General features: G+C 64.2%; 20 protein-coding genes. 9 read left to right on the forward strand and 11 right to left on the reverse strand.

The window, feature by feature from the left end; genetic code table 11:
* Window positions 1-15 precede the first annotated feature (15 nt).
* From purH to N5A93_RS02995, 5 genes are all read left to right on the forward strand, one after another.
* Window positions 16-1,605: a bifunctional phosphoribosylaminoimidazolecarboxamide formyltransferase/IMP cyclohydrolase gene (purH, locus tag N5A93_RS02975; RefSeq protein ID WP_268953576.1), complete on the forward strand. Its 1,590-nt coding sequence runs from the start codon at window positions 16-18 to the stop codon at window positions 1,603-1,605.
* A 10-nt stretch (window positions 1,606-1,615) separates the two neighbouring features.
* Complete coding sequence (lspA, locus tag N5A93_RS02980; RefSeq protein ID WP_268953577.1) at window positions 1,616-2,089, forward strand: signal peptidase II; 474 nt, start codon at window positions 1,616-1,618, stop codon at window positions 2,087-2,089.
* Window positions 2,090-2,141: 52 nt separating this feature from the next.
* A complete protein-coding gene (locus N5A93_RS02985; protein ID WP_268953578.1) occupies window positions 2,142-2,666 on the forward strand; it encodes a DUF3035 domain-containing protein in 525 nt (174 codons plus the stop codon).
* Window positions 2,667-2,756: 90 nt separating this feature from the next.
* Complete coding sequence (locus tag N5A93_RS02990; protein ID WP_268953579.1) at window positions 2,757-4,088, forward strand: M16 family metallopeptidase; 1,332 nt, start codon at window positions 2,757-2,759, stop codon at window positions 4,086-4,088.
* Window positions 4,085-5,398: a M16 family metallopeptidase gene (locus tag N5A93_RS02995; RefSeq protein ID WP_268953580.1), complete on the forward strand. Its 1,314-nt coding sequence runs from the start codon at window positions 4,085-4,087 to the stop codon at window positions 5,396-5,398. The genes N5A93_RS02990 and N5A93_RS02995 overlap by 4 nt, the downstream gene beginning before the upstream one ends.
* Before the next feature lie 93 nt (window positions 5,399-5,491).
* Here N5A93_RS02995 and gyrB read toward each other — a convergent pair whose 3' ends face one another.
* The 9 genes from gyrB to mutM all read right to left on the reverse strand — a co-directional run bounded on the left by gyrB (window position 5,492) and on the right by mutM (window position 15,882).
* Window positions 5,492-7,909, reverse strand: coding sequence for a DNA topoisomerase (ATP-hydrolyzing) subunit B (gene gyrB / locus N5A93_RS03000; RefSeq protein WP_268953581.1), 2,418 nt, complete (start codon window positions 7,907-7,909; stop codon window positions 5,492-5,494).
* Window positions 7,910-8,080: 171 nt separating this feature from the next.
* Window positions 8,081-8,701 carry a LysE family translocator gene (locus N5A93_RS03005; RefSeq protein ID WP_268953582.1) on the reverse strand — a complete coding sequence of 207 codons (621 nt, stop codon included), beginning with the start codon at window positions 8,699-8,701 and terminating at the stop codon, window positions 8,081-8,083.
* Complete coding sequence (locus N5A93_RS03010) at window positions 8,698-9,129, reverse strand: VOC family protein (protein WP_268953583.1); 432 nt, start codon at window positions 9,127-9,129, stop codon at window positions 8,698-8,700. The genes N5A93_RS03005 and N5A93_RS03010 overlap by 4 nt, the downstream gene beginning before the upstream one ends.
* A complete protein-coding gene (gene recF / locus N5A93_RS03015; protein WP_268953584.1) occupies window positions 9,126-10,238 on the reverse strand; it encodes a DNA replication/repair protein RecF in 1,113 nt (370 codons plus the stop codon). Before recF ends, N5A93_RS03010 begins: the two co-directional genes overlap by 4 nt.
* A 70-nt stretch (window positions 10,239-10,308) precedes the next feature.
* On the reverse strand, window positions 10,309-11,427 hold the full coding sequence (gene dnaN / locus N5A93_RS03020) for a DNA polymerase III subunit beta (RefSeq protein ID WP_268953585.1): 1,119 nt from the start codon (window positions 11,425-11,427) through the stop codon (window positions 10,309-10,311).
* A gap of 164 nt (window positions 11,428-11,591) precedes the next feature.
* Window positions 11,592-12,962, reverse strand: a complete 1,371-nt coding sequence (gene dnaA / locus N5A93_RS03025; RefSeq protein WP_268953586.1) for a chromosomal replication initiator protein DnaA — start codon at window positions 12,960-12,962, stop codon at window positions 11,592-11,594.
* A 498-nt stretch (window positions 12,963-13,460) separates the two neighbouring features.
* On the reverse strand, window positions 13,461-13,724 hold the full coding sequence (gene rpsT / locus N5A93_RS03030) for a 30S ribosomal protein S20 (protein ID WP_268953587.1): 264 nt from the start codon (window positions 13,722-13,724) through the stop codon (window positions 13,461-13,463).
* 464 nt (window positions 13,725-14,188) lie between these two features.
* Entirely contained in the window at window positions 14,189-14,965 is a 777-nt protein-coding gene (locus N5A93_RS03035; protein ID WP_268953588.1) for an enoyl-CoA hydratase, read from the reverse strand.
* 65 nt (window positions 14,966-15,030) lie between these two features.
* On the reverse strand, window positions 15,031-15,882 hold the full coding sequence (gene mutM, locus N5A93_RS03040; protein WP_268953589.1) for a bifunctional DNA-formamidopyrimidine glycosylase/DNA-(apurinic or apyrimidinic site) lyase: 852 nt from the start codon (window positions 15,880-15,882) through the stop codon (window positions 15,031-15,033).
* 98 nt (window positions 15,883-15,980) lie between these two features.
* On the opposite strand from mutM, the gene ubiE reads away from it, so the two are divergent.
* From ubiE to N5A93_RS03060, 4 genes are all read left to right on the forward strand, one after another.
* Window positions 15,981-16,724 (forward strand): bifunctional demethylmenaquinone methyltransferase/2-methoxy-6-polyprenyl-1,4-benzoquinol methylase UbiE, encoded by a 744-nt coding sequence (gene ubiE / locus N5A93_RS03045; protein WP_268953590.1) that lies wholly within the window; start codon window positions 15,981-15,983, stop codon window positions 16,722-16,724.
* Window positions 16,725-18,257, forward strand: coding sequence for a 2-polyprenylphenol 6-hydroxylase (gene ubiB / locus N5A93_RS03050; protein WP_268953591.1), 1,533 nt, complete (start codon window positions 16,725-16,727; stop codon window positions 18,255-18,257).
* 99 nt (window positions 18,258-18,356) lie between these two features.
* Window positions 18,357-20,510 (forward strand): YjbH domain-containing protein, encoded by a 2,154-nt coding sequence (locus N5A93_RS03055; RefSeq protein ID WP_268953592.1) that lies wholly within the window; start codon window positions 18,357-18,359, stop codon window positions 20,508-20,510.
* Window positions 20,507-21,187: a YjbF family lipoprotein gene (locus N5A93_RS03060; RefSeq protein ID WP_268953593.1), complete on the forward strand. Its 681-nt coding sequence runs from the start codon at window positions 20,507-20,509 to the stop codon at window positions 21,185-21,187. The genes N5A93_RS03055 and N5A93_RS03060 overlap by 4 nt, the downstream gene beginning before the upstream one ends.
* 78 nt (window positions 21,188-21,265) lie before the next feature.
* Here N5A93_RS03060 and N5A93_RS03065 read toward each other — a convergent pair whose 3' ends face one another.
* Together N5A93_RS03065 and N5A93_RS03070 are read right to left on the reverse strand one after the other, a co-directional pair.
* Entirely contained in the window at window positions 21,266-21,496 is a 231-nt protein-coding gene (locus N5A93_RS03065) for a hypothetical protein (RefSeq protein WP_268953594.1), read from the reverse strand.
* Window positions 21,497-21,657: 161 nt separating this feature from the next.
* The gene (locus N5A93_RS03070) at window positions 21,658-22,539 is read right to left on the reverse strand and encodes a phosphotransferase family protein (protein WP_268953595.1); all 882 of its coding nucleotides are present in this window, start codon (window positions 22,537-22,539) and stop codon (window positions 21,658-21,660) included.
* Window positions 22,540-22,609: the final 70 nt, after the last annotated feature.

A 22,609-nucleotide genomic window follows, 5' to 3' on the forward strand; every position in this document is an offset into this window, starting at 1 on the left:
GAGGATCCGCTGCCCATGACCGATCTCGCCCCCGTGCGCCGAGCCCTTCTTTCCGTTTCCGACAAGACCGGACTGGTCGAACTGGGCCAGGCCCTGGCCGATCGCGGGGTCGAGTTGCTGTCGACCGGTGGCAGCGCCAAGGCGCTGCGCGATGCGGGGCTGGTGGTGAAGGATGTGGCCGAGGTCACCGGCTTTCCCGAAATGATGGACGGACGGGTCAAGACCTTGCATCCGGGCGTGCATGGCGGGTTGCTGGGGCTGCGCGACGACGATCAGCACATGGCGGCGATGACCGCCCACGGGATCAAGCCGATCGACCTTCTGGTGGTCAATCTCTATCCATTCGAGGCGACCGTCGCCAAGGGCGCCGATTACGCGACCTGCATCGAGAATATCGACATCGGCGGTCCGGCGATGATCCGCGCGGCGGCCAAGAACCACGCATTTGTCAATGTCGTCGTGGATGTCGAGGATTACCAGCCGCTGCTGGACGAGCTGGCCGCGCATGACGGTCAGACCACATATGCCTTCCGCCAGCGGCTTGCGCTGACCGCCTATGCGCGCACCGGCGCCTATGACGCGGCGGTCTCGGGCTGGATGGCCCAAGCCCTGGGCGAACAGGCACCGCGCCGCCGCGCCGTCGCCGGCAAGCTGGCGCAGACCTTGCGGTACGGCGAGAACCCGCATCAGAGCGCGGCCTTCTATGTGGATGGCTCGAACCGTCCCGGCGTGGCCACCGCCAAGCAGCACCAGGGCAAGGAACTGAGCTACAACAACATCAACGACACCGACGCGGCCTTCGAGCTGGTCAGTGAGTTCCTGCCCAAGGACGGCCCGGCCTGCGCGATCATCAAGCACGCCAATCCCTGCGGGGTGGCGCGGGGTGCGACCCTAAAGGAAGCCTATGCGCGCGCCTTTGACTGCGACCGGACCTCGGCTTTCGGCGGGATCGTCGCGCTGAATTCGACGCTCGACCGCGAGACCGCCGAGGAAATCTGCGAGATCTTCACCGAAGTGGTCATCGCCCCCGGCGCGCACCGGGAGGCCAAGGAGGTATTCGCGCGCAAGAAGAACCTGCGCCTGCTGACCACCCCCGGCCTGGCCAATCCGGCCGAGTCGGGCCTGATGCTGCGGCAGGTCTCGGGCGGCTATCTGGTGCAGGACAAGGATAACGGGCGGCTGGATGTCGCCGATCTGAAGGTGGTGACCAAGCGCGCGCCGAGCGATCAGGAGCTGGCAGACCTGCTGTTCGCCTGGCGCGTCGCCAAGCACGTCAAGTCGAACGCCATCGTCTATGTCAAGGACGGCGCCACGGTGGGCGTCGGGGCCGGACAGATGAGCCGCGTCGACAGTTGCCGCATCGCCGCGCGCAAGGCCGAGGACATGGCCGCGACACTGGGTCTCGATGCGCCGCTGACACGCGGCAGCGTGGTGGCGTCGGATGCGTTCTTTCCCTTTGCCGACGGGTTGCTGACGGCTGCGGAGGCCGGGGCGACGGCGGTGATCCAGCCCGGCGGCTCGATGCGCGACGACGAGGTGATCGCCGCCGCCGATGAGGCCGGGTTGGCGATGGTCATGACCGGCATGCGCCATTTCCGCCATTAGGGGGCAAGCGATGCGAGTGGTTTTACGGGCGGGTCTGTTGACGCTGCTGCTGGATCAGGTGACGAAATACTGGATCGTGCATGCGCTGAACCTGCGCGAGCTGGGATCGCTGGACGTGTTTCCGCCTTACCTGAACCTGCGCATGGCGTGGAATTACGGGATCAATTTCGGCCTGATGTCCGGGGGTAATCCGGTCATGCGGTGGGTCCTGATCGCGGTTGCGCTGCTGATTTCGGGTCTTGTGCTGTGGTGGGTCCATCGCGACCAAGGCGGGCGCTGGCAGATGCTTTCGGCCGGTCTGCTGATCGGCGGGGCGATTGGAAACGTGATTGACCGTCTGCTGTACGGGGCGGTTGCGGATTTCATCAATATGTCCTGTTGCGGGATCAACAACCCGTTTGCGTTCAATGTCGCGGATATCGCGGTTTTCGCCGGGGCGATCGGGCTGGTCCTGTTCAGCCCGCCTGCGAAAAACGCCTCGTGACCTCGGGCAAAGGATGCGATACATCTGTTCGCGAAACCGAAGGAGACGGGCGATGAGCGTGCCGCGCGTGACAGTATTGATCCTCAGTCTTGGCCTGGCCGCCTGCGGCAACCGGGGCGAGGATGTGACGCTGACCCATATCAAGCACACGGGCGAAGGCCCGGACGAATTCACGGTGCTGCCGACCAAACCGTTGCAGACGCCCGAAAGCTATTCTGCGCTGCCCGCGCCTGCGCCGGGCTCGGCCAATCTTGTCGATACCAATCCCAAGGCCGAAGGGGTCGCCGCGCTTGGCGGCAATCCCGCAGCCTTGAGCGGAACCGCACCTGCCGCCGCTGACAGCGGGCTGGTGCGCCATGCCGGGCGTTACGGCACGCAGCCGGGCATCCGCCAGACAGTGGCGCGCGAAGATGCCGAAACCCGCCGCAAGCACGGTCGGGTGAACATCCTGCGGCTTGGGCCGGTGGATGATTACACCAACGCCTACAAGCGCCAATGGCTTGATCCGCATAGCGAGGAAATGCGCATGCGCCGCGCCGGCGTCGAAACGCCCAGCAATCCGCCCCCCGAGGACTGACGCGCATCACAACCCTGTCAGCGCGCTTGCAACGCGGTATTGGCGACGTATGTTCCAAATCTGGAACCGTCGGAAATCTGGAGACACGGGATGCGCAAATTCATCGCGGGTCTGATTCTGAGCCTGGCCGCCACTCTGCCGGCCACCGCCAAGGATCAGGTCACGACCTTCACGCTCGATAACGGGATGGATGTTGTGGTGATCGAAGATCACCGCGCGCCGGTAGTCGTGCACATGGTCTGGTATCGTGCCGGGGCGGCGGATGAACCGCCGGGGGCCTCCGGTGTTGCGCATTATCTTGAACACCTGTTGTTCAAGGGCACCGAGACCATGGCGCCGGGAGAATTCTCGGCGGTGGTGGCGCGCAATGGCGGGTCGGACAACGCCTTTACCAGCTATGACTACACCGCCTATTTCCAGCGGATCGCCGCGGACCGGCTTGACCTGATGATGAAGATGGAAAGCGACCGGATGGTCAATCTTCGCCTGACCGAACAGGATATCGCCGCCGAGCGCGACGTGATCCTGGAGGAACGCAACCAGCGGGTCGAGAACAACCCCGGCTCGCTGCTTCGCGAACAGAAGAATGCGGCGCAGTATCTCAATCATCCATATGGCACGCCGATCATCGGCTGGCGGCACGAGATGCGCATGCTGGACATGGAAAAGGCACTGGATTTCTACAAGACCTTCTACGCGCCCAACAACGCGATCCTGATCGTGGCCGGTGACGTGATGCCCGACGACGTGCGCGCGCTGGCCGAGGAGCATTACGGCAAGCTGCCCGCCAATCCCGATCTGCCCGAGCGCACCCGCCCGCAGGAGCCGCGACAGATGGCCGAGCGGCGGATCGTGCTGGAGGATGCGCGCGTCTCGCAGCCCTATGTGACCCGCTCCTATCTTGCGCCTGAAAGGGACAGCGGCGCTCAGGAAGAAGCCGCGGCGCTGAATCTTCTTGCGGAAATCCTTGGCGGCGGAACCACGTCGCTATTGGCCGAAAAGCTGCAATTCGAGACCCAGCGGGCGGTCAGCACCTCGGCCTTTTACCGTGGCACGTCGCTTGACGACACGACCTTCGGGCTTGCGGTGGTGCCTGCGCCGGGTATCACGTTGCAACAGGCCGAAGATGCCATGGACGAGGTGATCGCGTCTTTCCTTGAAAAGGGTGTGGACAGCGAGCAGCTTGCACGGATCAAGATACAGGTGCGTGCCTCGGAAATCTATGCCCGCGACGATGTGGGCCGCTTGGCGAACCACTATGGCCGGGCATTGACGCAGGGTCTGACCGTCGAGGATGTCCAGGCCTGGCCCGAGATACTCGACGCCGTGACCGAAGAGGACATCATGGCCGCCGCGACAGAATTGTTCGAGCGCAATAATTCCGTGACCGCCTGGCTGACCGCACCGGAGGCAACCCAATGATCCGTTACGTTCTGGCCTTTGTCGCCTGCATCACCGCACTGCCTGCCCTGGCGGAAGTGGATATCGAAGAGATCACAACCCCGGGCGGAATTAACGCCTGGCTGGTCGAGGACCATACCAACCCCTTTGTCGCACTGGAGCTGCGGTTTCGGGGAGGAGCGTCGCTTGACCCCGAGGGGCAACGCGGCGTCACCAACCTGATGGTCGGGTTGCTTGAGGAAGGCGCCGGCGACATGGATTCGCGCGCCTTTGCGCGCGCCACCGAAGAGTTGGCGGCATCGTTCCGCTATGACCTTTCGGACGACACGGTCAGCGTGTCGGCGCGTTTCCTGACCGAGAACCGGGACGCGGCCGTGGCGCTTCTTCGCGCGAGCCTGATCGATCCGGCCTTTGACCAACCGTCGATTGATCGCGTGCGCGAGCAGGTGAATTCGGTGATCCGTTCGAACCAGACCGATCCGCGCAGGATCGCGGGCCGGAATCTTGACGAGCTGGTTTATGGAAATCACCCTTATGGCAGCTCTCTCAACGGTACGCTTGAAACCGTGGCGGACCTGACGCGAGACGATATCGTCGCCGCGCACAAGGCCGCTCTGGCACGCGACCGTCTTTATGTCAGTGCCGTGGGCGATATCACCGCCGACGAACTGACCGCGCTTCTGGATGATCTTCTGCTGGAATTGCCCGCCGAAGGCACGCCCCTGTCAGGCACGGCCGATGTCAACCTGCCCGGTGGCGTTCGGGTCGTGGAGTTCGACACACCCCAGTCGGTTGCCAGTTTTGCGCAGCCCGGCATCAAGCGTGACGATCCCGATTTCTTTGCGGCCTATGTCCTGAATCACATTCTTGGCGGCGGGTCATTCGAAAGCCGGTTGATGCAAGAAGTGCGCGAGAAGCGCGGCCTGACCTATGGGGTCTATTCCTATCTTGCCGACCGTGACGCCGCCGAGATCTGGATGGGCAGCGTGGCATCGTCCAATGAGCGGGTCGGCGAGGCGATCGAGGTGATCCGCGCCGAATGGGCACGGATGCGCGAAGACGGCGTGACGCCCGAGGAACTGGCGGACGCCAAGACCTATCTGACGGGGGCCTATCCGCTGCGGTTCGATGGCAATGCGCCGATTGCGAATATCGCGGTCAACATGCAGATGGAGGATCTGCCCACGGATTACATCTCGAACCGGAACGACATGGTCAATGCCGTAACGCTGGAAGACGTGAATCGTGTCGCCAGGGAGCTTCTGTCGCCCGACAAGCTGACTTTCGTGGTGGTCGGCAAGCCCGAAGGCGTCATATCGACCATAAACTGAGGGCGGCCGCCCTTGTGGTGAAATGGAATGGGCGGTGCCTCGGGTGAAGCACCGCCCAAACTGTGTCTACCCGTCAGGGTGCGCCGATTGCGTTCAGAAATCGAGGTTCTCGACGTTCAGGGCGTTCTGCTGGATAAACTCGCGACGGGGTTCGACGACATCGCCCATCAGCTTGGTAAAGAGGTCATCCGCCTCGGCCACGTCATCGACCTTGACCTGCAACAGCGTGCGCGCCTCGGGATCCAGCGTGGTTTCCCAGAGCTGGCCAGGGTTCATTTCGCCAAGGCCCTTGTAGCGCTGAAGCTGAAGCCCCTTCTCGCCCTCCTTCAGGATCGCATCCAACAGGTCGAGCGGACCATAGATGCTCTGCACCCGGTCCTTGCGCACCAGTGTCGCGGGATAGGTGTAGATCTCGCGCAGACCCTTTGTCAGTTGGCCAAGGCGGCGGGCTTCGCCACCGCGCAGAACCGGGCCGTCAAGCGTGCGGATTTCCTCGACGCCGCGCACGGTGCGGGTCAGGCGTATGCCGTGATCCTGGGTCGGGCGGCCCTGCCAGCCGCGTTCATATTCAAGCGCGATCAGGTCCAGACGTTCGGCCACCGTATCGGCAACGCCCTGAAGGTCGGAATCGACCCGGCCCGGAAGGAACGCCTCGGCGATGGCGGCCTGTTCAAGGATGTGACGGGGGTAATGGGTCGGGAAGGACTCAAGAATGCGCTTGCTCTGGCGCGCCTCCTCGACGACACGCACGAGGTCCTGGCCAACGATCTCCTCACCGGTTCCCAGCCTGAGCGCCGCATCGTCAGTGCCCTGCTGGATCAGGTAGTCTTCAAGCGCGGGTTCGTCCTTTAGATAGACTTCGGATTTGCCGCGCGACACTTTGTAAAGCGGCGGCTGCGCGATGTAGAGATGGCCATTCTCAATCAGCTCGGGCATCTGCCGGTAGAAGAAGGTCAGCAACAGCGTGCGGATATGTGCGCCGTCGACATCTGCATCGGTCATGATGACGATCTTGTGGTAACGCAGTTTAGCCAGGTTGAATTCGTCGCGTCCAATCCCGGTTCCCAAGGCCATCACTAGGTTGCCGATCTCCTGGCTGCCAAGCATCCGGTCAAAGCGCGCGCGTTCGACATTCAGGATCTTGCCGCGAAGGGGCAGGACCGCCTGTGTCGAGCGATCGCGCCCGGTTTGCGCCGATCCACCGGCGCTGTCACCCTCGACCAGGAAGAGTTCGGTCTTGGAGGGATCCTTTTCGGAGCAATCCTTGAGCTTGCCGGCCAGGTAGTTCACATCCATCGCCGTCTTGCGGCGCGTCAGTTCGCGGGCCTTGCGCGCGGCTTCGCGGGCCAGCGCGGCCTCGACGATCTTGCCGACGATCTGCCTGGCCTCGTTGGGGTTTTCCTCGAACCATTCGGTCAGTTTCTCATAGACCAGTCCCTCGACAGCGGGGCGCACCTCGGAACTGACCAACTTGTCCTTGGTCTGGCTCGAGAACTTGGGATCGGGCACCTTGACCGACAGAACGCAGGTCAGCCCCTCGCGGGCATCGTCGCCCGTGAAGCTGATCTTTTCCTTCTTGGCGATCCCGCTTTCCTGGGCGTATTTCTGGATGGTCCGGGTCAGCGCGCCACGGAAACCCGCCATATGGGTGCCGCCATCGCGCTGCGGGATGTTGTTGGTGAAGGGCAGGACGGTTTCATGGTAGCTGTCGTTCCACCACATCGCCACCTCGACAGCGATATCGTCGCGCTCGCCGGTGATGAAGATCGGGTCGGGGATCATCGAGCTCTTGTGACGGTCGAGATACTTCACGAACTCCATGACGCCGCCATCATAGTGCAATTCCGACTGAAGCGGCTCTTCGGGGCGTTCGTCACGAAGGATGATCCGCACGCCGGAATTGAGGAAGGCCAGTTCGCGCAGGCGCTTTTCAAGGGTTTCGAAGCTGAATTCGAGGTTCGAGAACGTATCCGTCGAGCCCATGAAGCGCACCTCGGTGCCCTTTCGGCCATTCGCCGGGCCGACCTCGCGCAGGTGTTCGACGGTATCGCCATGCTCGAAGCGGGCGTAATGCTCCTTGCCGTTGCGCCAGATGCGCAGCTCCAGCCAATCGGACAGCGCGTTCACCACCGACACGCCCACGCCGTGCAGACCGCCAGACACCTTGTAGGAGTTCTGGTCGAACTTCCCGCCGGCGTGAAGCTGGGTCATGATGACCTCGGCGGCGGAAACGCCTTCTTCCTCGTGGATCTCGACCGGAATTCCGCGGCCGTTATCGCTGACGGAAACGCTGGAATCGGCATGGATTGTGACGTTCACCGCGTCGGCATGACCGGCGAGGGCCTCGTCGATGCCGTTGTCGACGACCTCGTAGACCATGTGGTGCAAACCAGAGCCGTCATCGGTGTCACCGATATACATGCCCGGACGTTTGCGGACGGCCTCCAAGCCCTTGAGAACCTTGATGGAATCGGCGCCATAATCGTCGGGCGTCGGTGCAGCTTCGGCCATGTGGGAATTCCTTCGCACGTTTTTGATTTTATACGATTTTACGGGGGGGATGTCACGCGTTTACCCCAATATTTTGTGGTCTGATGGCGGCGGTCCGCAAGGGGCGCGCGCGCGGTCCGGGGCGGGCGCAACCGGGCCGGTCGCATCCCCGAGAGGGCTGCGCGCGGGCGTTCAGGTGAAGGCGATCACGACCGCGACCACGATCAGCAGCCAGCCGGACACGACATTGGTGCGCCGGATCGCTTCGGGCGAGCTCATTACCCGCCGGACCCGGTCCACGAACAGTGCGAGGCTCAGGTTCCCCACGAGGGGCACCGCGAATGACAGGAACACGATGGCGGCGATATCGGCCAATGTGATGCGCGTCAGATCGAAAAAGCCCGGCAAGACGCCCATGTAGAACAGGATCGCCTTGGGATTGCCCAGGATCGCCGCCAGCCCGGCCATGAACCCTGCCCAGGTACCGGGACGGGTCAGACGGCTGTCGGCGGCGATCGAGCGGTCAGCGTTGCGGATCAGCAGCACACCCATGCCGACGAACATCAGCACCGCCACGATCCTGAGCGCCAGCATGAAGCCGGAAAACACCGACACGATCCAGCTGACCCCGAGAATGGCAAGGAACGGCCAAAGCATGTCGCCCACCACCACGCCAAGCGCCAGCGGCCAGGCGGCCTGGAAACCACCCGACATGGAGCGCGCAAGCATCGCCAGCCAGACCGGCCCCGGCGTCAGGAACAGCACAAGCAGCGCGCCCGCGTAAAGCGCCAGATCGGAAAGCGACAGGGTCATTCCTGCACCGGCAACGTCAGCGATCCATCCCCGCAGAGCGGCCAGAACGGGTTCACCGCGAGCTCCCAGACATGGCCATCAGGGTCGGCGTAATAGCCGGAATAGCCACCCCAGAACACCTTTTCGGGGCGTTTGAGCAGCGTCGCACCCGCGTCCAGCGCCTGCGCGAATGCGGCGTCGACCTCGGCCTCGGTGCTGAAATTCTGCGCCAGCGTCATTGCGCCCGTACCAAGTACCGCATCGGGCCGCCCCTGATCGGCAGCCAAGGCCTCAAGCCCGAACAGCCCCAGGACAAGCCCGTTGATCTGGTAAAAGCTGACGCCTTCGGTTTCGTCCGCGGGAGTCCAGCCAAGCGCGCCGTAGAACGCCCGCGCGCGGTCCAGATCGCGAACGCCAAGGGTGATGAGTGTCACGCGTTGCGGTGTCATGGGCCGGGCCTTTCGCTGATCTGGCTGATGCCGTCGGCATCGGTCACAGTCACATTCTGCGCCCTGTCACCCAGTTCGGCGAACAGTTCCGGCCCCGTGCCCGTCATCCAGGCCTGAGCGCCAAGCGCGCAGATTTCGTCATAGAGTGCCGCGCGGCGTGCCGCGTCAAGATGGGCGGCGACCTCGTCGAGCAACAAAAGCGGCGGCGCCCCGAAGTCGCGCGCCAGCGCGCGGGCATTCGCCAGGATCAGCGACACCAGAAGCGCCTTCTGCTCGCCGGTGGAACAATCGCGCGCCGGCACGCCCTTGGCCGCGTAGACCCCGTAAAGATCGGCCCGATGCGGCCCGACCAGCGTGCGCCCCGCGGCAAGGTCGCGAAAGCGGCTTTCGCCCAGCGCCGCGGCCAAGTCGGCGGGTGTGTCCGGAATCTCGCCCTCGGTGGCGATCAGGTCCAGTTCGGCCACGGGAAAGGCAGTCTGGGCCTCAGCTTGCGCCGCGCCAAGCTGCTCCAGCGCATGAAGCCGATTGGCATGGATCGCCGCGCCATGTTCGGCCATCTGCCGCTCCAAAGCGATATACCAATGCGGATCGCGCACCTGATCCTTGAGCAGGCGGTTACGCTCGCGCATGGCCTTTTCGTAGGCAAGCGAGGCTTCGGCGTGATCCGGGCGAAAGCTCATCGTCATGCGGTCAAGAAACCTGCGCCGCCCGTCCGTGCCTTCGATCCAGAGCCGGTCCATCGCCGGAACCAGCCACAGCACCCGCGCGATCCTTCCCAAAGCGGTCTGGGCGGCGGGTTTGCCGTCGATCCGGGTCTGGCGCGCGCCGCCCTCCTCGGACCAGATCTCGACCTCGTGCAGCTGGTGCAGCGACTGAAGCACCCCGGTGATCTTCCAGCCAAGTGATTCAGGGCGGCGGGCGATATCCTGCGCCGCCGCGCGCCGCAGCCCGCGCCCCGGCGACAGGAGCGAGACAGCTTCAAGGATATTGGTCTTGCCCGCGCCGTTGGGGCCATGGATGGCCACCGGACGGGCATCCAGCTCAAACCGCGCCGATTTATGCGAGCGGACATGCGACAGGGTGAGGCGGGACAGGAAAAGACCGGGCATCACGCGCCCTTCATCGTTCCGAAAATACTCTCGCCGAAGGCATCGGCAAGGCCGGCTTCAAATCCCGGCGTCACACCCGCATCGGCATGACGACATAGACGGCGCTGGTGTCGTTGCCTTCGCGCATCAGTGTCGGGTCGCCCGAGGAGTTGAACAGGAATACGGCGTTCTCGCGGTCCACCTGGCTGGCGATCTCGAGCAGATACTTGGCGTTGAAGCCGATCTCGAGGCGCTCGTCGCCATAGGCCACGGCCAGTTCCTCTTCGGCGGCGCCGCTGTCGGGCGCGTTGACCGATAGGATCAGGCGGTCCTCGTCGAGCGACAGCTTGACTGCACGCGAGCGTTCGGAGCTCACCGTCGCCACGCGGTCGACAGCCTGTGCGAATTCGGCGGCGTCCACTTCCATCTTGCGGGTGTTCCCCTGGGGAATGACGCGTGTGTAATCGGGGAAGGTGCCGTCGATCACCTTGGAGGTCAGCATGATGTCGGGGGTGGCGAAACGCACCTTGGTTTCCGAGACCGAGACGGCGATCTTCATGTCATCGTCATCCAGAAGCTTGCGCAGTTCGCCCACGGTCTTGCGCGGGACGATGACGCCGGGCATGTCCTCGGCACCCTCGGGCAGGTCGGCGTCGATCCGGGCCAGCCGGTGGCCATCGGTGGCCACGCAGCGCAGCACCTTGCCGCCGTCGGATTCGGCGACGTGCATGTAGACGCCATTGAGGTAATAGCGGGTTTCCTCGGTGGAAATCGCGAATTTCGACTTGTCGAACAGGCGGCGCAGCACCGGAGCGGGGGCGCTGAAGTTGCTGGAATATTCCGACGAGGCCATGACCGGGAAGTCTTCTTTGGGCAAGGTCGCAAGGTTGAAATTCGAGCGCCCCGCCTCGACTGTCAGGCGGCCCGAGGTGCCATCGTCGCTGAGCGTGACAAGCGCGCCGTCGGGCAGTTTGCGCACGATCTCGTGCAGAGTGACGGCGCTGACGGTGGTGGCGCCGGCGCGTTCGACCTTGGCCGGGGCCTTGTCGACCACTTCGATATCGAGGTCGGTGGCGCGGAAATGAACGTCGTCGCCTTCGGCCTCGATCAGGACATTGGCAAGGATCGGAATGGTGTTGCGCCGCTCGACCACAGATTGTGCCTGCGACACCGCCTTGAGCAGCGTTCCGCGTTCGATGCTGAGTTTCATGCCCTCGCTCCCGAATAGGTGCCAGCGTCGTGCCGGAGGGGCACGTTAGCAACTTCCCCTTTCGGCTCAAGCCTTTTGTTGTTGTTTTTCTGCGTTATTCATCGGGCCGTCAAGTGCGGCCCCGCGCGCAGCGGGGCCAGGGACGGCACGGGACGCCGGAATGCTCAGCCTTCAAGCGTCCGGCGCAGGATTTCGAGGTCTTCGGCGATCTGCGCATCCTGGGCGCGAAGCTCGTCGATGCGGCGCACGCCATGCATCACGGTGGTGTGGTCGCGCCCGCCGAAGCGGCGGCCGATTTCGGGCAGTGAGCGGCTGGTCATCTGCTTGCACAGATACATCGCCACCTGACGCGGGCGCGCAAAGCTGCGCAGGCGCTTGGGGCCGATCATGTCGCTGAGGCGGATATTGTAGTGATCCGCCACCTGGCGCTGGATTTCCTCGACGCTGACCTTGCGCTCGGAGGCGCGCAGGATGTCGGCAAGGCAGTCCTGCGTCAGTTCCAGCGTGATCTCGTGGCCGACAAGCGAGGCAAAGGCAAACAGCCGGGTCAGCGCCCCTTCCAGGACGCGGACATTGGTGCTGATCCGGTGGGCCAGGAATTCCAACACGCCATCCGACATCCGCAGGTCGGGATACTGGCGGGAGTACTGCTCGCATTTGGACTGCAGGATTCCGAGGCGCAGTTCGTAATCGGTCGGGTGCAGGTCCACGACCAGGCCGCATTGCAGGCGCGACTTGATGCGGTCCTCGAGGTTCTCGATCTCGCCGGGGGCGCGGTCGCCCGAGATGACGATTTGCTTGTTCTGATCGACCAGTGCATTGAAAGTGTGGAAGAATTCCTCTTGCGTGCTTTCCTTGCCGGCGATGAATTGCACGTCATCCACCATCAGCACATCGACCGAGCGGAACATCTCCTTGAAATCCATCATCTTGCGGTCGCGCAACGCCTGCACGAAGCGATACATGAACTGTTCGGCGGAAAGATAAAGCACGCTCAACTCGGGCTGACGCGAGGTGAGTTCCCACGCGATCGCATGCATGAGGTGCGTCTTCCCCAGTCCGACCCCGCCATAAAGAAAGAGCGGGTTGAATGTGACCGGCCCGCCCTCGGCGACGCGCTTGGCGGCGGCATGAGCAAGTTCGTTGGGCTTGCCGACGACAAAGGTGTCGAAGGTGAACCGCTCGTCCAGCGGCGCGGTGTTGTGCCGGATGTCGGGTTCGGTGTTGTTGTTCGCCTGCGCGGACCTTTGCGGGGCCGCGCCGGATTTCGCAGCCTCGGGATCACGGGCAGTGCTGGCAGCGGTACGGAATTGAATCCGGCGGATTTCGGGCGCGATGGAATTTACCTGATAAAGGATCAGATCGCCAAAATTCTGCGAGACGTAATTGCCAAGGAAGCTGGTCGGCACGTTGAAGGTGGCGACGCCGTCCTTCACACCCGACAGTTCGAGGGGCTCGATCCAGTTCGTATAGTTGTTCTTGCCGACTGTATTCAGAAGTCGCTGCTTGAGTTGGCCCCATTGTTCCTGCGTCATTCGTCCCCCGTCTCAGAATCGGATCTACCAGTCTGCTCTTGTTCCACGCTCGCGCGGAGCGGGCGATCCGATAGCTGGGGGGATGAAGTCTGCATGGACAAAGATCAGCAGTTCCGCTGCATGAAAGCAGCAGTTGCCAAGCCCCTGTCCGGAGCCGAACTTCCAATGGTCGCAACAGAATGTCTAACGCGGACTGTCCCCACATCAACCGCGTCATCATTGCATTTGCGTGCCGTCTTGCCGGACAATCGCACAGCATGGTCAATAACCATTGATCAAGCTGCCATATAATGGCAGCCCGATTCTGTGCCACATGTCCCCCCAAGCGTGAATCGCTGGGTGAAGCTAGCAATTTCACGAGCGCCACGGCAACCGAACTTCGCGCTTGACATGACGTTTGCGTGAAAAGAATCTCCGCCCTCGTCGGGAAGGCCACAAATGCAAAAAAGGCGCCGGGCTGACCGGCGCCTTTTGTATCAATGATTTAGCCCGAAAGCCTTAGCCGAGCGCCTTTACGCGGGCGGCGAGGCGCGAGACTTTGCGGGAGGCGGTGTTCTTGTGGAAGACGCCTTTGGTGACGCCGCGCATCAATTCGGGCTGGGCGGCGCGCAGGGCGGCCTGGGCGGCGTCCTTGTCACCCGAGGCGATGGCTTCTTCGACCTTGCGAAGATGGGTGCGGATCCGCGAGCGGCGGGCCTTGTTGACGGCCAGACGGCTTTCGTTCTGGCGGGCGCGTTTCTTGGACTGGGGCGTATTTGCCATTTGAATCAGACCTCTGTCAGGTTTGCGTTGTCTTGGATGCGCTGCCGCAAACCCAAACGGGCGACGGATCGACCGGAGGTGATTCTAGCCAGAGCGGGCTGCACACGCATGTATAGCGGGGGCATATAGCCAAGTTTGGCGTCCTTGCAAAGCCGAAACTGGACAGCGGGGAACGAATCGCGCCAGGGGCCTTGTTAACAAGGCCGGGCGGGCGGCGGTAACAGACCGGTACCGCGTCGGTATCGCGTCGGTTTCGGGTGCCGAAACGGGCCGGGTTGACGGGGCGCGCGGTGCTTTCGTGTACGAAAGCGCGCGGATTTTGCACAAAATCCGAGACGGCGCCGGGGGGGGCCAGCCCCCCGCACCCCCCGAGGTATTTGAGGCCAGATGAAAGGGGGGGGGAGGAAAGGCGAAGGGCGCGCCGCAGATGGGCGCGCCCTGTCGGTACCGGGTTCAGGCGGCGGTCACTTGTCGCGGAACTGGGGTTCGCGTTTTTCCACGAAGGCGGCCATGCCTTCGGCCTGATCCTCGGTGGCGAAGAGCGAGTGGAACACGCGGCGCTCGAACAGCAGCCCCTCGCGCAGGGTCGTCTCGTAGGAGCGGTTCACCGATTCCTTGACCGCCATCACGCCGATCATGGATTTCTCGGCGATCTTGTCGGCCGCCGAGCGGGCCTCTTCCATCAGTTTCTTGACGGGGACGACGCGGCTGACGAGGCCCGCGCGTTCGGCCTCTTCGGCATCCATGAAGCGGCCCGTGAGGTTCATGTCCATCGCCTTGGATTTGCCGATGAAGCGGGTCAGGCGCTGGCTGCCGCCAAGCCCGGCCATGACGCCGAGATTGATTTCGGGCTGGCCGAATTTGGCGGTATCCGAGGCGATGATGAAATCGCACATCATCGCCAGTTCGCAGCCCCCGCCCAGCGCGTAGCCGGAGACGGCAGCGATGATCGGTTTGCGGACCCGCATGATCGCGTCGCTTTCGGGGCCGAAGAAATCCTCGGAGAACACTTCGACGAAGCCCTTGCCGCTCATCATCTTGATATCGGCACCGGCTGCAAAGGCCTTGTCGGAGCCGGTCAGGATGATGCAGCGCACCTTTTCATTCGCCTGCGCATCCCCGAGCGCGGTGCACAGCTCGGTCATGAGCTGGGCGTTGAGCGCATTCAGGGCATCGGGGCGATTGAGTTTGATGAGGGCGACGTGGTCTTCTATTTCGACGATGATCGTCTCATAGGCCATGAAATCTGCTTTCGCTTGTTTCTGTCAGAACGGATTCATTACCACTGTCTGCGCCCGGATCAACCTCATCTTTGGCAGGAGGTGCAATAGAAGCTGGAGCGCCCCGACTGCACGATGCGCCGGATGGTGCCGGTGCAGCCCGCAGTGCGGCAGGGCTGACCTTCGCGGTCGTAAACATCGAAACGGTGTTGAAAATAACCAAGTTCCCCGTCTGCCTGACGAAAATCGCGCAAGGATGACCCGCCCGCCTCGATGGCATCGCGCAGCACCTCGCGGATGACCCCCGCCAGCCCCGCAGCGCGGGCGCGCGACAGATTGCCCGCACGCCGCCTTGGGGAAATCCGCGCACGAAAGAGCGCTTCGCAGACATAGATATTGCCCAGCCCCGCAACGATTCGCTGATCGAGCAGCGCCGACTTGATCGGCGTCTTGCGCCCGGCCAGCGCATCGGCCAGGCAGGTTTCGTCAAAGCGGTTGCCCAGCGGTTCCGGCCCCAGTTTCGCCAGCAGCGGGTGCGCATCGGCCCGGGCGGTCTCCATCAGGTCCATCGCTCCGAAGCGGCGCGGGTCGTTGAAGGTGATGCGCGCGCCGTTCGCCATGTCGAAGACGACGTGATCGTGTTTCTGCGCCGCGGGGTGGTCGTGGTGAAACACCCCGAGCGGGTCGCCCGAAACGGTCATGCGCCCCGACATGCCCAGATGAATGAGCAGGGTTTCCCCCGAGGAGAGATCGGCCAGGATGTATTTCGAGCGCCGCCGCAGCGCGATGACGCGCTGTCCGGTCAGGCGTGCGGCCATGTTTTCGGGGAAGGGCCAGCGCAGATCGGGGCGGTTGACCTGCGCGCGCGCGATCACCGCCCCTTCCATGGCGGGAAGAAGGCCGCGGCGAACTGTCTCGACCTCGGGGAGTTCGGGCATCGGTTCCATCCTGTGACGCATGGGGCGCATTGTATCCGCCCCCATGCGCCCTATAAGAAGGGCGTGGACACGTAACGGCAAGGCTTCGGTCGCGGAACATGAACGAGAAGACCACCCATTTCGGATTTCAGAGCGTGCCGGAGGCGGAAAAGGCCGGGCGCGTGCAGGGCGTGTTCGGGTCGGTCGCATCGAAATACGATGTGATGAACGACGCGATGTCGCTGGGCATTCACCGCATCTGGAAGGATGCGATGATGGATTGGCTGGCGCCCCGCCCCGGCCAGCGCCTGTTGGATGTTGCCGGGGGCACGGGCGACATAGCGTTTCGTTTCCTCAAGCGTGCGGGCCATGGCCATGCCACGGTGCTGGACCTGACCGAGCCGATGCTGATCGAGGGGCGCAAGCGCGCCGAGGCGGCGGCGATGGCGGACAGCCTTGACTGGCTGGTGGGCGACGCGATGGCGCTGCCCTTCGCCGATAACAGTTTCGATGTCTACACGATCAGTTTCGGCATCCGCAACGTGACCCGCCCGCAGGAGGCCCTGAACGAGGCGTTCCGGGTGTTGCGCCCGGGCGGCCGGCTGATGGTGCTGGAGTTCAGCCAGATTCCCAATGACCTGATGCAATGGGCCTATGATCTTTATTCCTTCAACATCATTCCGCGGCTCGGGCAGGCGATCGCGAATGACCGCGAGAGTTATCAATACCTGGTGGAATCGATCCGCCGTTTTCCCGATCAGGAGACATTCCTGGGCATGGTGCGGGAGGCCGGGTTCGGCAATGCGAAATACCGCAATCTGAGCATGGGTGTCGCCTGTCTGCATTCGGGCTGGAAGATCTGAATGCGCGGTCCGCACAATATCCTGCGCCTGATCCGCACGGGCGCCACGCTGGAGCGCAGCGGCGCCATGGCGGTGGTGATGGATGCGTTCGATGCGCCGCGTCTGGTCAGGGTGACGATGCGTCTGCTGGCCTGGCCGTTCCAGTGGCTGGGTTATCGCGGCGATCCGGCGATGCCGCCCGCGACACGGGCGCTGACGGCGCTGGGGCCGGCCTATATCAAGTTCGGACAGATCCTGTCGACGCGCCCGGACCTTGTGGGGGACGATCTGGCGACGCAGTTGCGCGTCTTGCAGGACAAGCTGCCGCCGTTTCCGGTGGCGGTGGCCAAGGCGTCGGTCGCGGCGCAGCTGGGCCGCCCGGTGGAAGAGGTGTTCGACGATTTCGGCGCACCGGTCGCGGCGGCCTCGATCGCGCAGGTGCATCGCGCGACCCTGCGCGAGAGCGGCGAGGAAGTGGCCGTCAAGGTGTTGCGCCCCGGGATCGAGCGGGCCTTTCGCAAGGATATCGACGCCTTCTATTTCGCGGCGCGCACCATCGAGTTCCTGTCACCGGGATCGCGGCGGTTGAGGCCGACCGATGTGATCGCCCATTTCGAGGGCGTGGTGATGGGGGAGCTCGATCTGCGGCTGGAGGCGTCTTCGGCCAGTGAATTCACCGCCAATACCGCGCAGGACGAGGGGTTTGCCCTGCCACGGGTGAACTGGCCGCTGTCGGGGCGGCGGGTGATGACGATGGGCTGGGCCGATGGTGTGCCGCTGGGCGACAACGCGGCGCTTGACGGCGCGGGGCATGACCGGGCGCAACTGGCCGAGCGGGTGTTGCAGCTGTTCCTGAAACATGCGCTGCGCGACGGGTATTTCCATGCCGACATGCATCAGGGCAACCTGAAGGTGGCGCCGTCGGGGGATATCATCGCCTATGATTTCGGAATCATGGGGCATATCGACGAATATACCCGCAAGGTTTACGCCGAGATCCTCTATGGGTTCATCAAGCGCGATTACCAGCGCGTCGCGGAAGTGCATTTCGAGGCGGGCTATGTGCCCGCGGACCGGGATGTGGACGAGTTCGCACGGGCGCTGCGCGCGGTGGGCGAGCCGATCTTCGGGATGGATGCCTCGCAGATGTCGATCGGCAACCTGCTGAGCTACCTGTTCGAGGTGACCGAGCGTTTCGGGATGGAGACCCGCACCGAGCTGATCCTGTTGCAGCGCACGATGGTGGTGGTCGAGGGTGTGGCGCGGTCGCTCGATCCGCAGATCAACATCTGGCAGGTCGCACGGCCGGTGGTCGAGGATTACATCCGCAAGAATATCGGCCCGCGCGCGGTGATGCGCGACCTGCAGAAGACGCTGGCGGTGCTGACTCGTTACGGGCCGCGCCTGCCGGCGATTGTGGAGAATGCGCTGATCCGCCAATCCATGCCGTTGGAGCCCGCGCCACGCGGGAGTCGCGGGGCGGGTGCGCTGTGGGCCCTGGGCGGCGGGCTGGCAGGTGCGGCGGCGACGGTGGCGGCGTTCTGGATGATTTGACATCCTTTGGCGGCGCGTCGGGGTGATCCCTCTTGACGTGTTGTGAAAATACCTTCATCCCGCTAAGGTGGTATTGTTGCCTGCTGGCGGAGTTGATGAGTGAGCTGTTTTTCCCGTGGATGGAGCGCCGCGATCGCGCTGGCCCTGTGGCCCTTGCCGGGGCTGGCAGAGGAGCCGGGCACCGGGACGCAGGGCGGGCGGCTGACCACGACGGTCACCGACAGTTACGGCGCGCCGGGCGGGTTGATCGACATGCCGAGCGCCGAGATGGCGCCGGAGGCGCAGATCTCGACGACGGTTTCGCATTATGACGGCACCACCAAGACGACGCTGAGCTTTCAGCCGACCCGCTGGCTGAGCACCTCGTTCCGCTATTCGGCCATTCGTGGGCTGCGGCCCGATCCGGGCCGCCCGCCCTATGACACCTATTACGACCGCAGTTTCGATCTGCGCATCCGTCTGCTGGAGGAAACCGCCACCCGGCCCGCAGTGGCGCTGGGCCTGCGCGATTTCGTCGGCACGGGGCTGTTCGGGGGCGAGTATATCGTCGCCACAAAGGCCATCGGCAAGCGACTCAGGTTCACGGGCGGGCTGGGCTGGGGCCGCCTGGGCAGCCATGGCGCCTTCGCCAACACGGGAACGCGGCCAACGTCGCTGCTGGGCGAAGGCGGCATCCCGACGCATGACCGCTGGTTCCGGGGCGATGTGGCCGGGTTCGCCGGGCTGAGCTATGCCGCGAGCGAGCGCCTCAACCTGAAGCTGGAATATTCTTCGGATGGCTATGAGCGCGAAGTCCGCGACGGCATTACCCGCCACAAATCGCCCTGGAATGTCGGGCTGGATTACAAGGTCAGCGAGGCATTCCGCCTGAGCGCCTATTCGCTCAATGGCAGCGAGCTGGGCGTGAGCGCGACCTTGTCGCTCAATGCCCGCAAGCCCGTGGTCACTGGCGGGGCCGAAGCCGCGCCGATGCCTGTCGCGCCGCGCGCAGCGGGGGCCGCGCGCGATCTTGGCTGGACCAGCGGCGGCGCGGCGGGAACCGCCAGGCTGCGCGAGTCGGTCGCCAGCGGCCTCAGGACGGAAGGGCTGGTCCTCCAGGGGTTTACACATGACGCCACCAGCGCCCATGTGGCGATCCGCAATCCGCGCTATGACATCCGCGCACAGGCGGTGGGGCGCACCGCGCGGGTGCTGACCCGCACCCTGCCCGCCTCGATCGAGATGCTGACGATCACGCAGGTCGAACAGGGCATACCGACGAGCGCCGTGACCCTGCGGCGCAGCGATCTGGAGCGGTTGGAGCACCGCTCTGCCGACGAAATCCTGGCCGCCGCAACCTTCAGCGACCCTTTGAGCATCGGTGGCAAGCCGCTGTCGCTGCGCGAAACCTATCCGCGATTCGACTGGTCGGTGGGGCCGTTCCTGCGTTTCAGCGTCTTTGACCCGGACAGCCCGGTGCGCGCCAATGGCGGTATCGCATTGAAAGCGGATTATCATATCGCGCCGGGCTGGCGGGCCTCGGGCGCGGTTTCGGTCAAGCTGTTCGGCGATCTGGACGATGTCAGGACCGTGCCGACCAAGCTGCCGAGGGTGCGCTCGAATGTGGGGCGCTATTCGGCGACGAACGACCCCACGCTCGACCACCTGACGCTGGCGCATTACGGGCGACCGGGTAAGGATCTCTATAGCCGGATCACACTGGGCTATCTTGAAAAGATGTATGCCGGGGCGTCAGGCGAGCTGTTGTGGAAGCCTGTCGGCAGCCGTCTGGCACTGGGCGCCGAGGTCAATTACGTGGTGCCGCGCGATTTCGATCAGTTGTTCGGCACGCGCAGCCACAGGACCCGCACCGGCACGATCCCGGAAGTGAACGGGCATATCTCGGCCTATTACGATTTCCAGAACGGGTTTCACGGGCAGCTCGATGTCGGGCGCTATCTTGCCGGGGACTGGGGCGCGACGGTTTCACTGGACCGGGTGTTCGCCAATGGTTGGCGCATCGGCGCCTATGCGACCAAGACCGACGTATCCGCCACCGCCTTTGGCGAAGGCTCGTTCGACAAGGGCATCAGGATCACGATCCCGCTGTCCTGGGGCGTCGGGCAGCCGACGCGCAGGCGCTCGGATCTGGTGATCCGATCGCTGTCGCGCGATGGCGGCGCGCGGCTTCATGTGGATGACCGTCTTTACGAGAACATCCGCGACACCCACCGGCCCGAAATGGCCAAAAGCTGGGGGAAGTTCTGGCGATGAAGACACGGTTAGTGCGGATCCTGGCCCTTGGCCTGGCCGGGGCGCTGATGGCGGGATGCAGCAGCGGCAAGGAGGACAGCGCGAGCACGCTGGCCATCGTAAAGGGGCTGTTCAAGCCCCGTCCGCAGGCATCGCCCCCCGATGCGGCGCAGCTGAACGCGGCGATCACGGGTTCGCTTGCGGCGAGTGAGCGGCCTCTGGTGCTGTTGACGCTGGCCGACCACAGGGTGATCACCATCGTCGAGCGGATCGAGGTGAATGGCGCGCATGAGACATTCGCGGCACCGGATCGCCGGACCCTGACGCTGATGCAGGGGATGCTGAGCGGCACAAGGGGGCTTGGGCATGACCTGATGTCCGCGGATGTGGCTGAAAGCGCGCGGCTGATTTCTGCACGCGAGGACGGCGCGGCGCGGCGCGTTCAGCGATACATGAATGGCGAGAACCAGATCATCGAGATGACAGCCGATTGCAGCGTGACACGGGGTGATGCGCGGCGCCTGACCATCGGCGAGATCGTGGCGCGCCCGGTGATCGAGATGCACGAGACCTGCCGCATGAGCGACTGGCAGTTCGAGAACAGCTATATGGTGGATGCGGCCAGCGGTCGCGTGTTGCAGTCGCGCCAGTGGGTCGGGCCAAGCAATGGCTATGCGGTGCTGAACGCGTTGCGCTGAGGCGGTGCGGCAGAGATCAGGGCCTTGCAGGGCGGCTGCGCCACACCGCCTTGCGACGGTGCGGCACCAAGCCTGCGATCAGGTGTCGCCGCTGGAATCGACGGCGGCAACGGTGATGACGGTCAGGGCCAGGCCGACAGCCACGAGGCCGGCCGTTCCCATGCCGCCGAGCAATCCGCCGGCAAGGACGCCTTGGCTTGACACGAAGGGATCGGGATTCACGCTGTTGTCGGGCCCTTCGGCGGCGACCGGGGCTGCGGTGGTCAAGGCGATGGCTGCGGCTGCGGCGAGGGTCGAAAATGTCTTCATGATACTCTCCAACATTGGCTGACTGGGACTCCCCCGAACGGGGTTATGGGAAGTATTGCACAACTTTCGCTCAAACGTAAGCCCTCAAACTCTACCTTTGAGGTATCCGGGAGCGGAAATCTCATCCCCCGGAGAGCAGCGCGCCATACACCCAGACCGGATCAGGCGGGGTCCATTGCGATCAGGGCGGCCTGTTCGGCATCGGCGGCAGCGCGCGCGCCGGTGTCGCCGCCTTCGTGGCGCCAGAGGCAATAGGCCAGCATCCGCCAGTGATACCACGGCGCCAGCCGCCGGTAGCGCGCGATGATGGCGGGGTCGCGGTAGCTGGCGAGGAAGGCGGCGTGCTCGGCCGTGTCCAGCGGCGCGCCGCGATAGCTGAGCTGCATGGCGGGCGAAAGGAACAGAGCGATATCCTCGCAAGGGTCGCCAATGGCGGGGCATTGCCAGTCGATCAGCCGTGCGCCGGTTTCGCCGACCACCATGTTGGCGGCGACCGGGTCGCCGTGCAGCAGGGTGGCGCGGCCAAGTGCGGGCACCTCGTGGCGAGGCATCAGCGAACGGGTGGCGCGGGCGGCGTGGGAATCGCAGCGCGCCAGGATCGCCGCGGTCTGTTCGCCAAGCGCAAGGCTGCCATCCGGGGCGTTACGCAGGCCCGGTGGCGGCGCGATGGCATGCAGGCGCTTGAGCAGCGCGGCCGCCATGTAGGCGCCGCGCGTCCAGGGCGCTCCTTGCAGATGGGCATAGACAAGGCATGGCCCCGCCGGGGTTTCGCCGAAATACAGGGGGTGCGGCGCAATGCCGTGGCCCGAAAGATGGCGCAGCAGGCGCAGTTCCACCGCCGGATCGTTGGGAAACAGCGGGTTGGGCGCAGCATGTCTGTAAAGCTTGACCACGACCAGGCCACCCGATGGGCGCGAGACCCGCCAGAGCCGGTTGGTGCGCCCGCCCTCCAGCGCCGTCCAGGTGGAGTCTGGCGGCACTATGCCTTCGGCGGCCAGCGCCGGGGCCAGCGTTTCGGGCGGAAGGTCGTCTGAATCGGTCATGGCCGGGGTGGAACCTGCGGTTCGTCTGCGAATCGCCGGACGCTAGGCCACCGCGACAGGCGAGGCAAGG

The organism is Roseovarius salincola, from assembly GCF_026891095.1.
Classification (GTDB): domain Bacteria; phylum Pseudomonadota; class Alphaproteobacteria; order Rhodobacterales; family Rhodobacteraceae; genus Roseovarius; species Roseovarius salincola.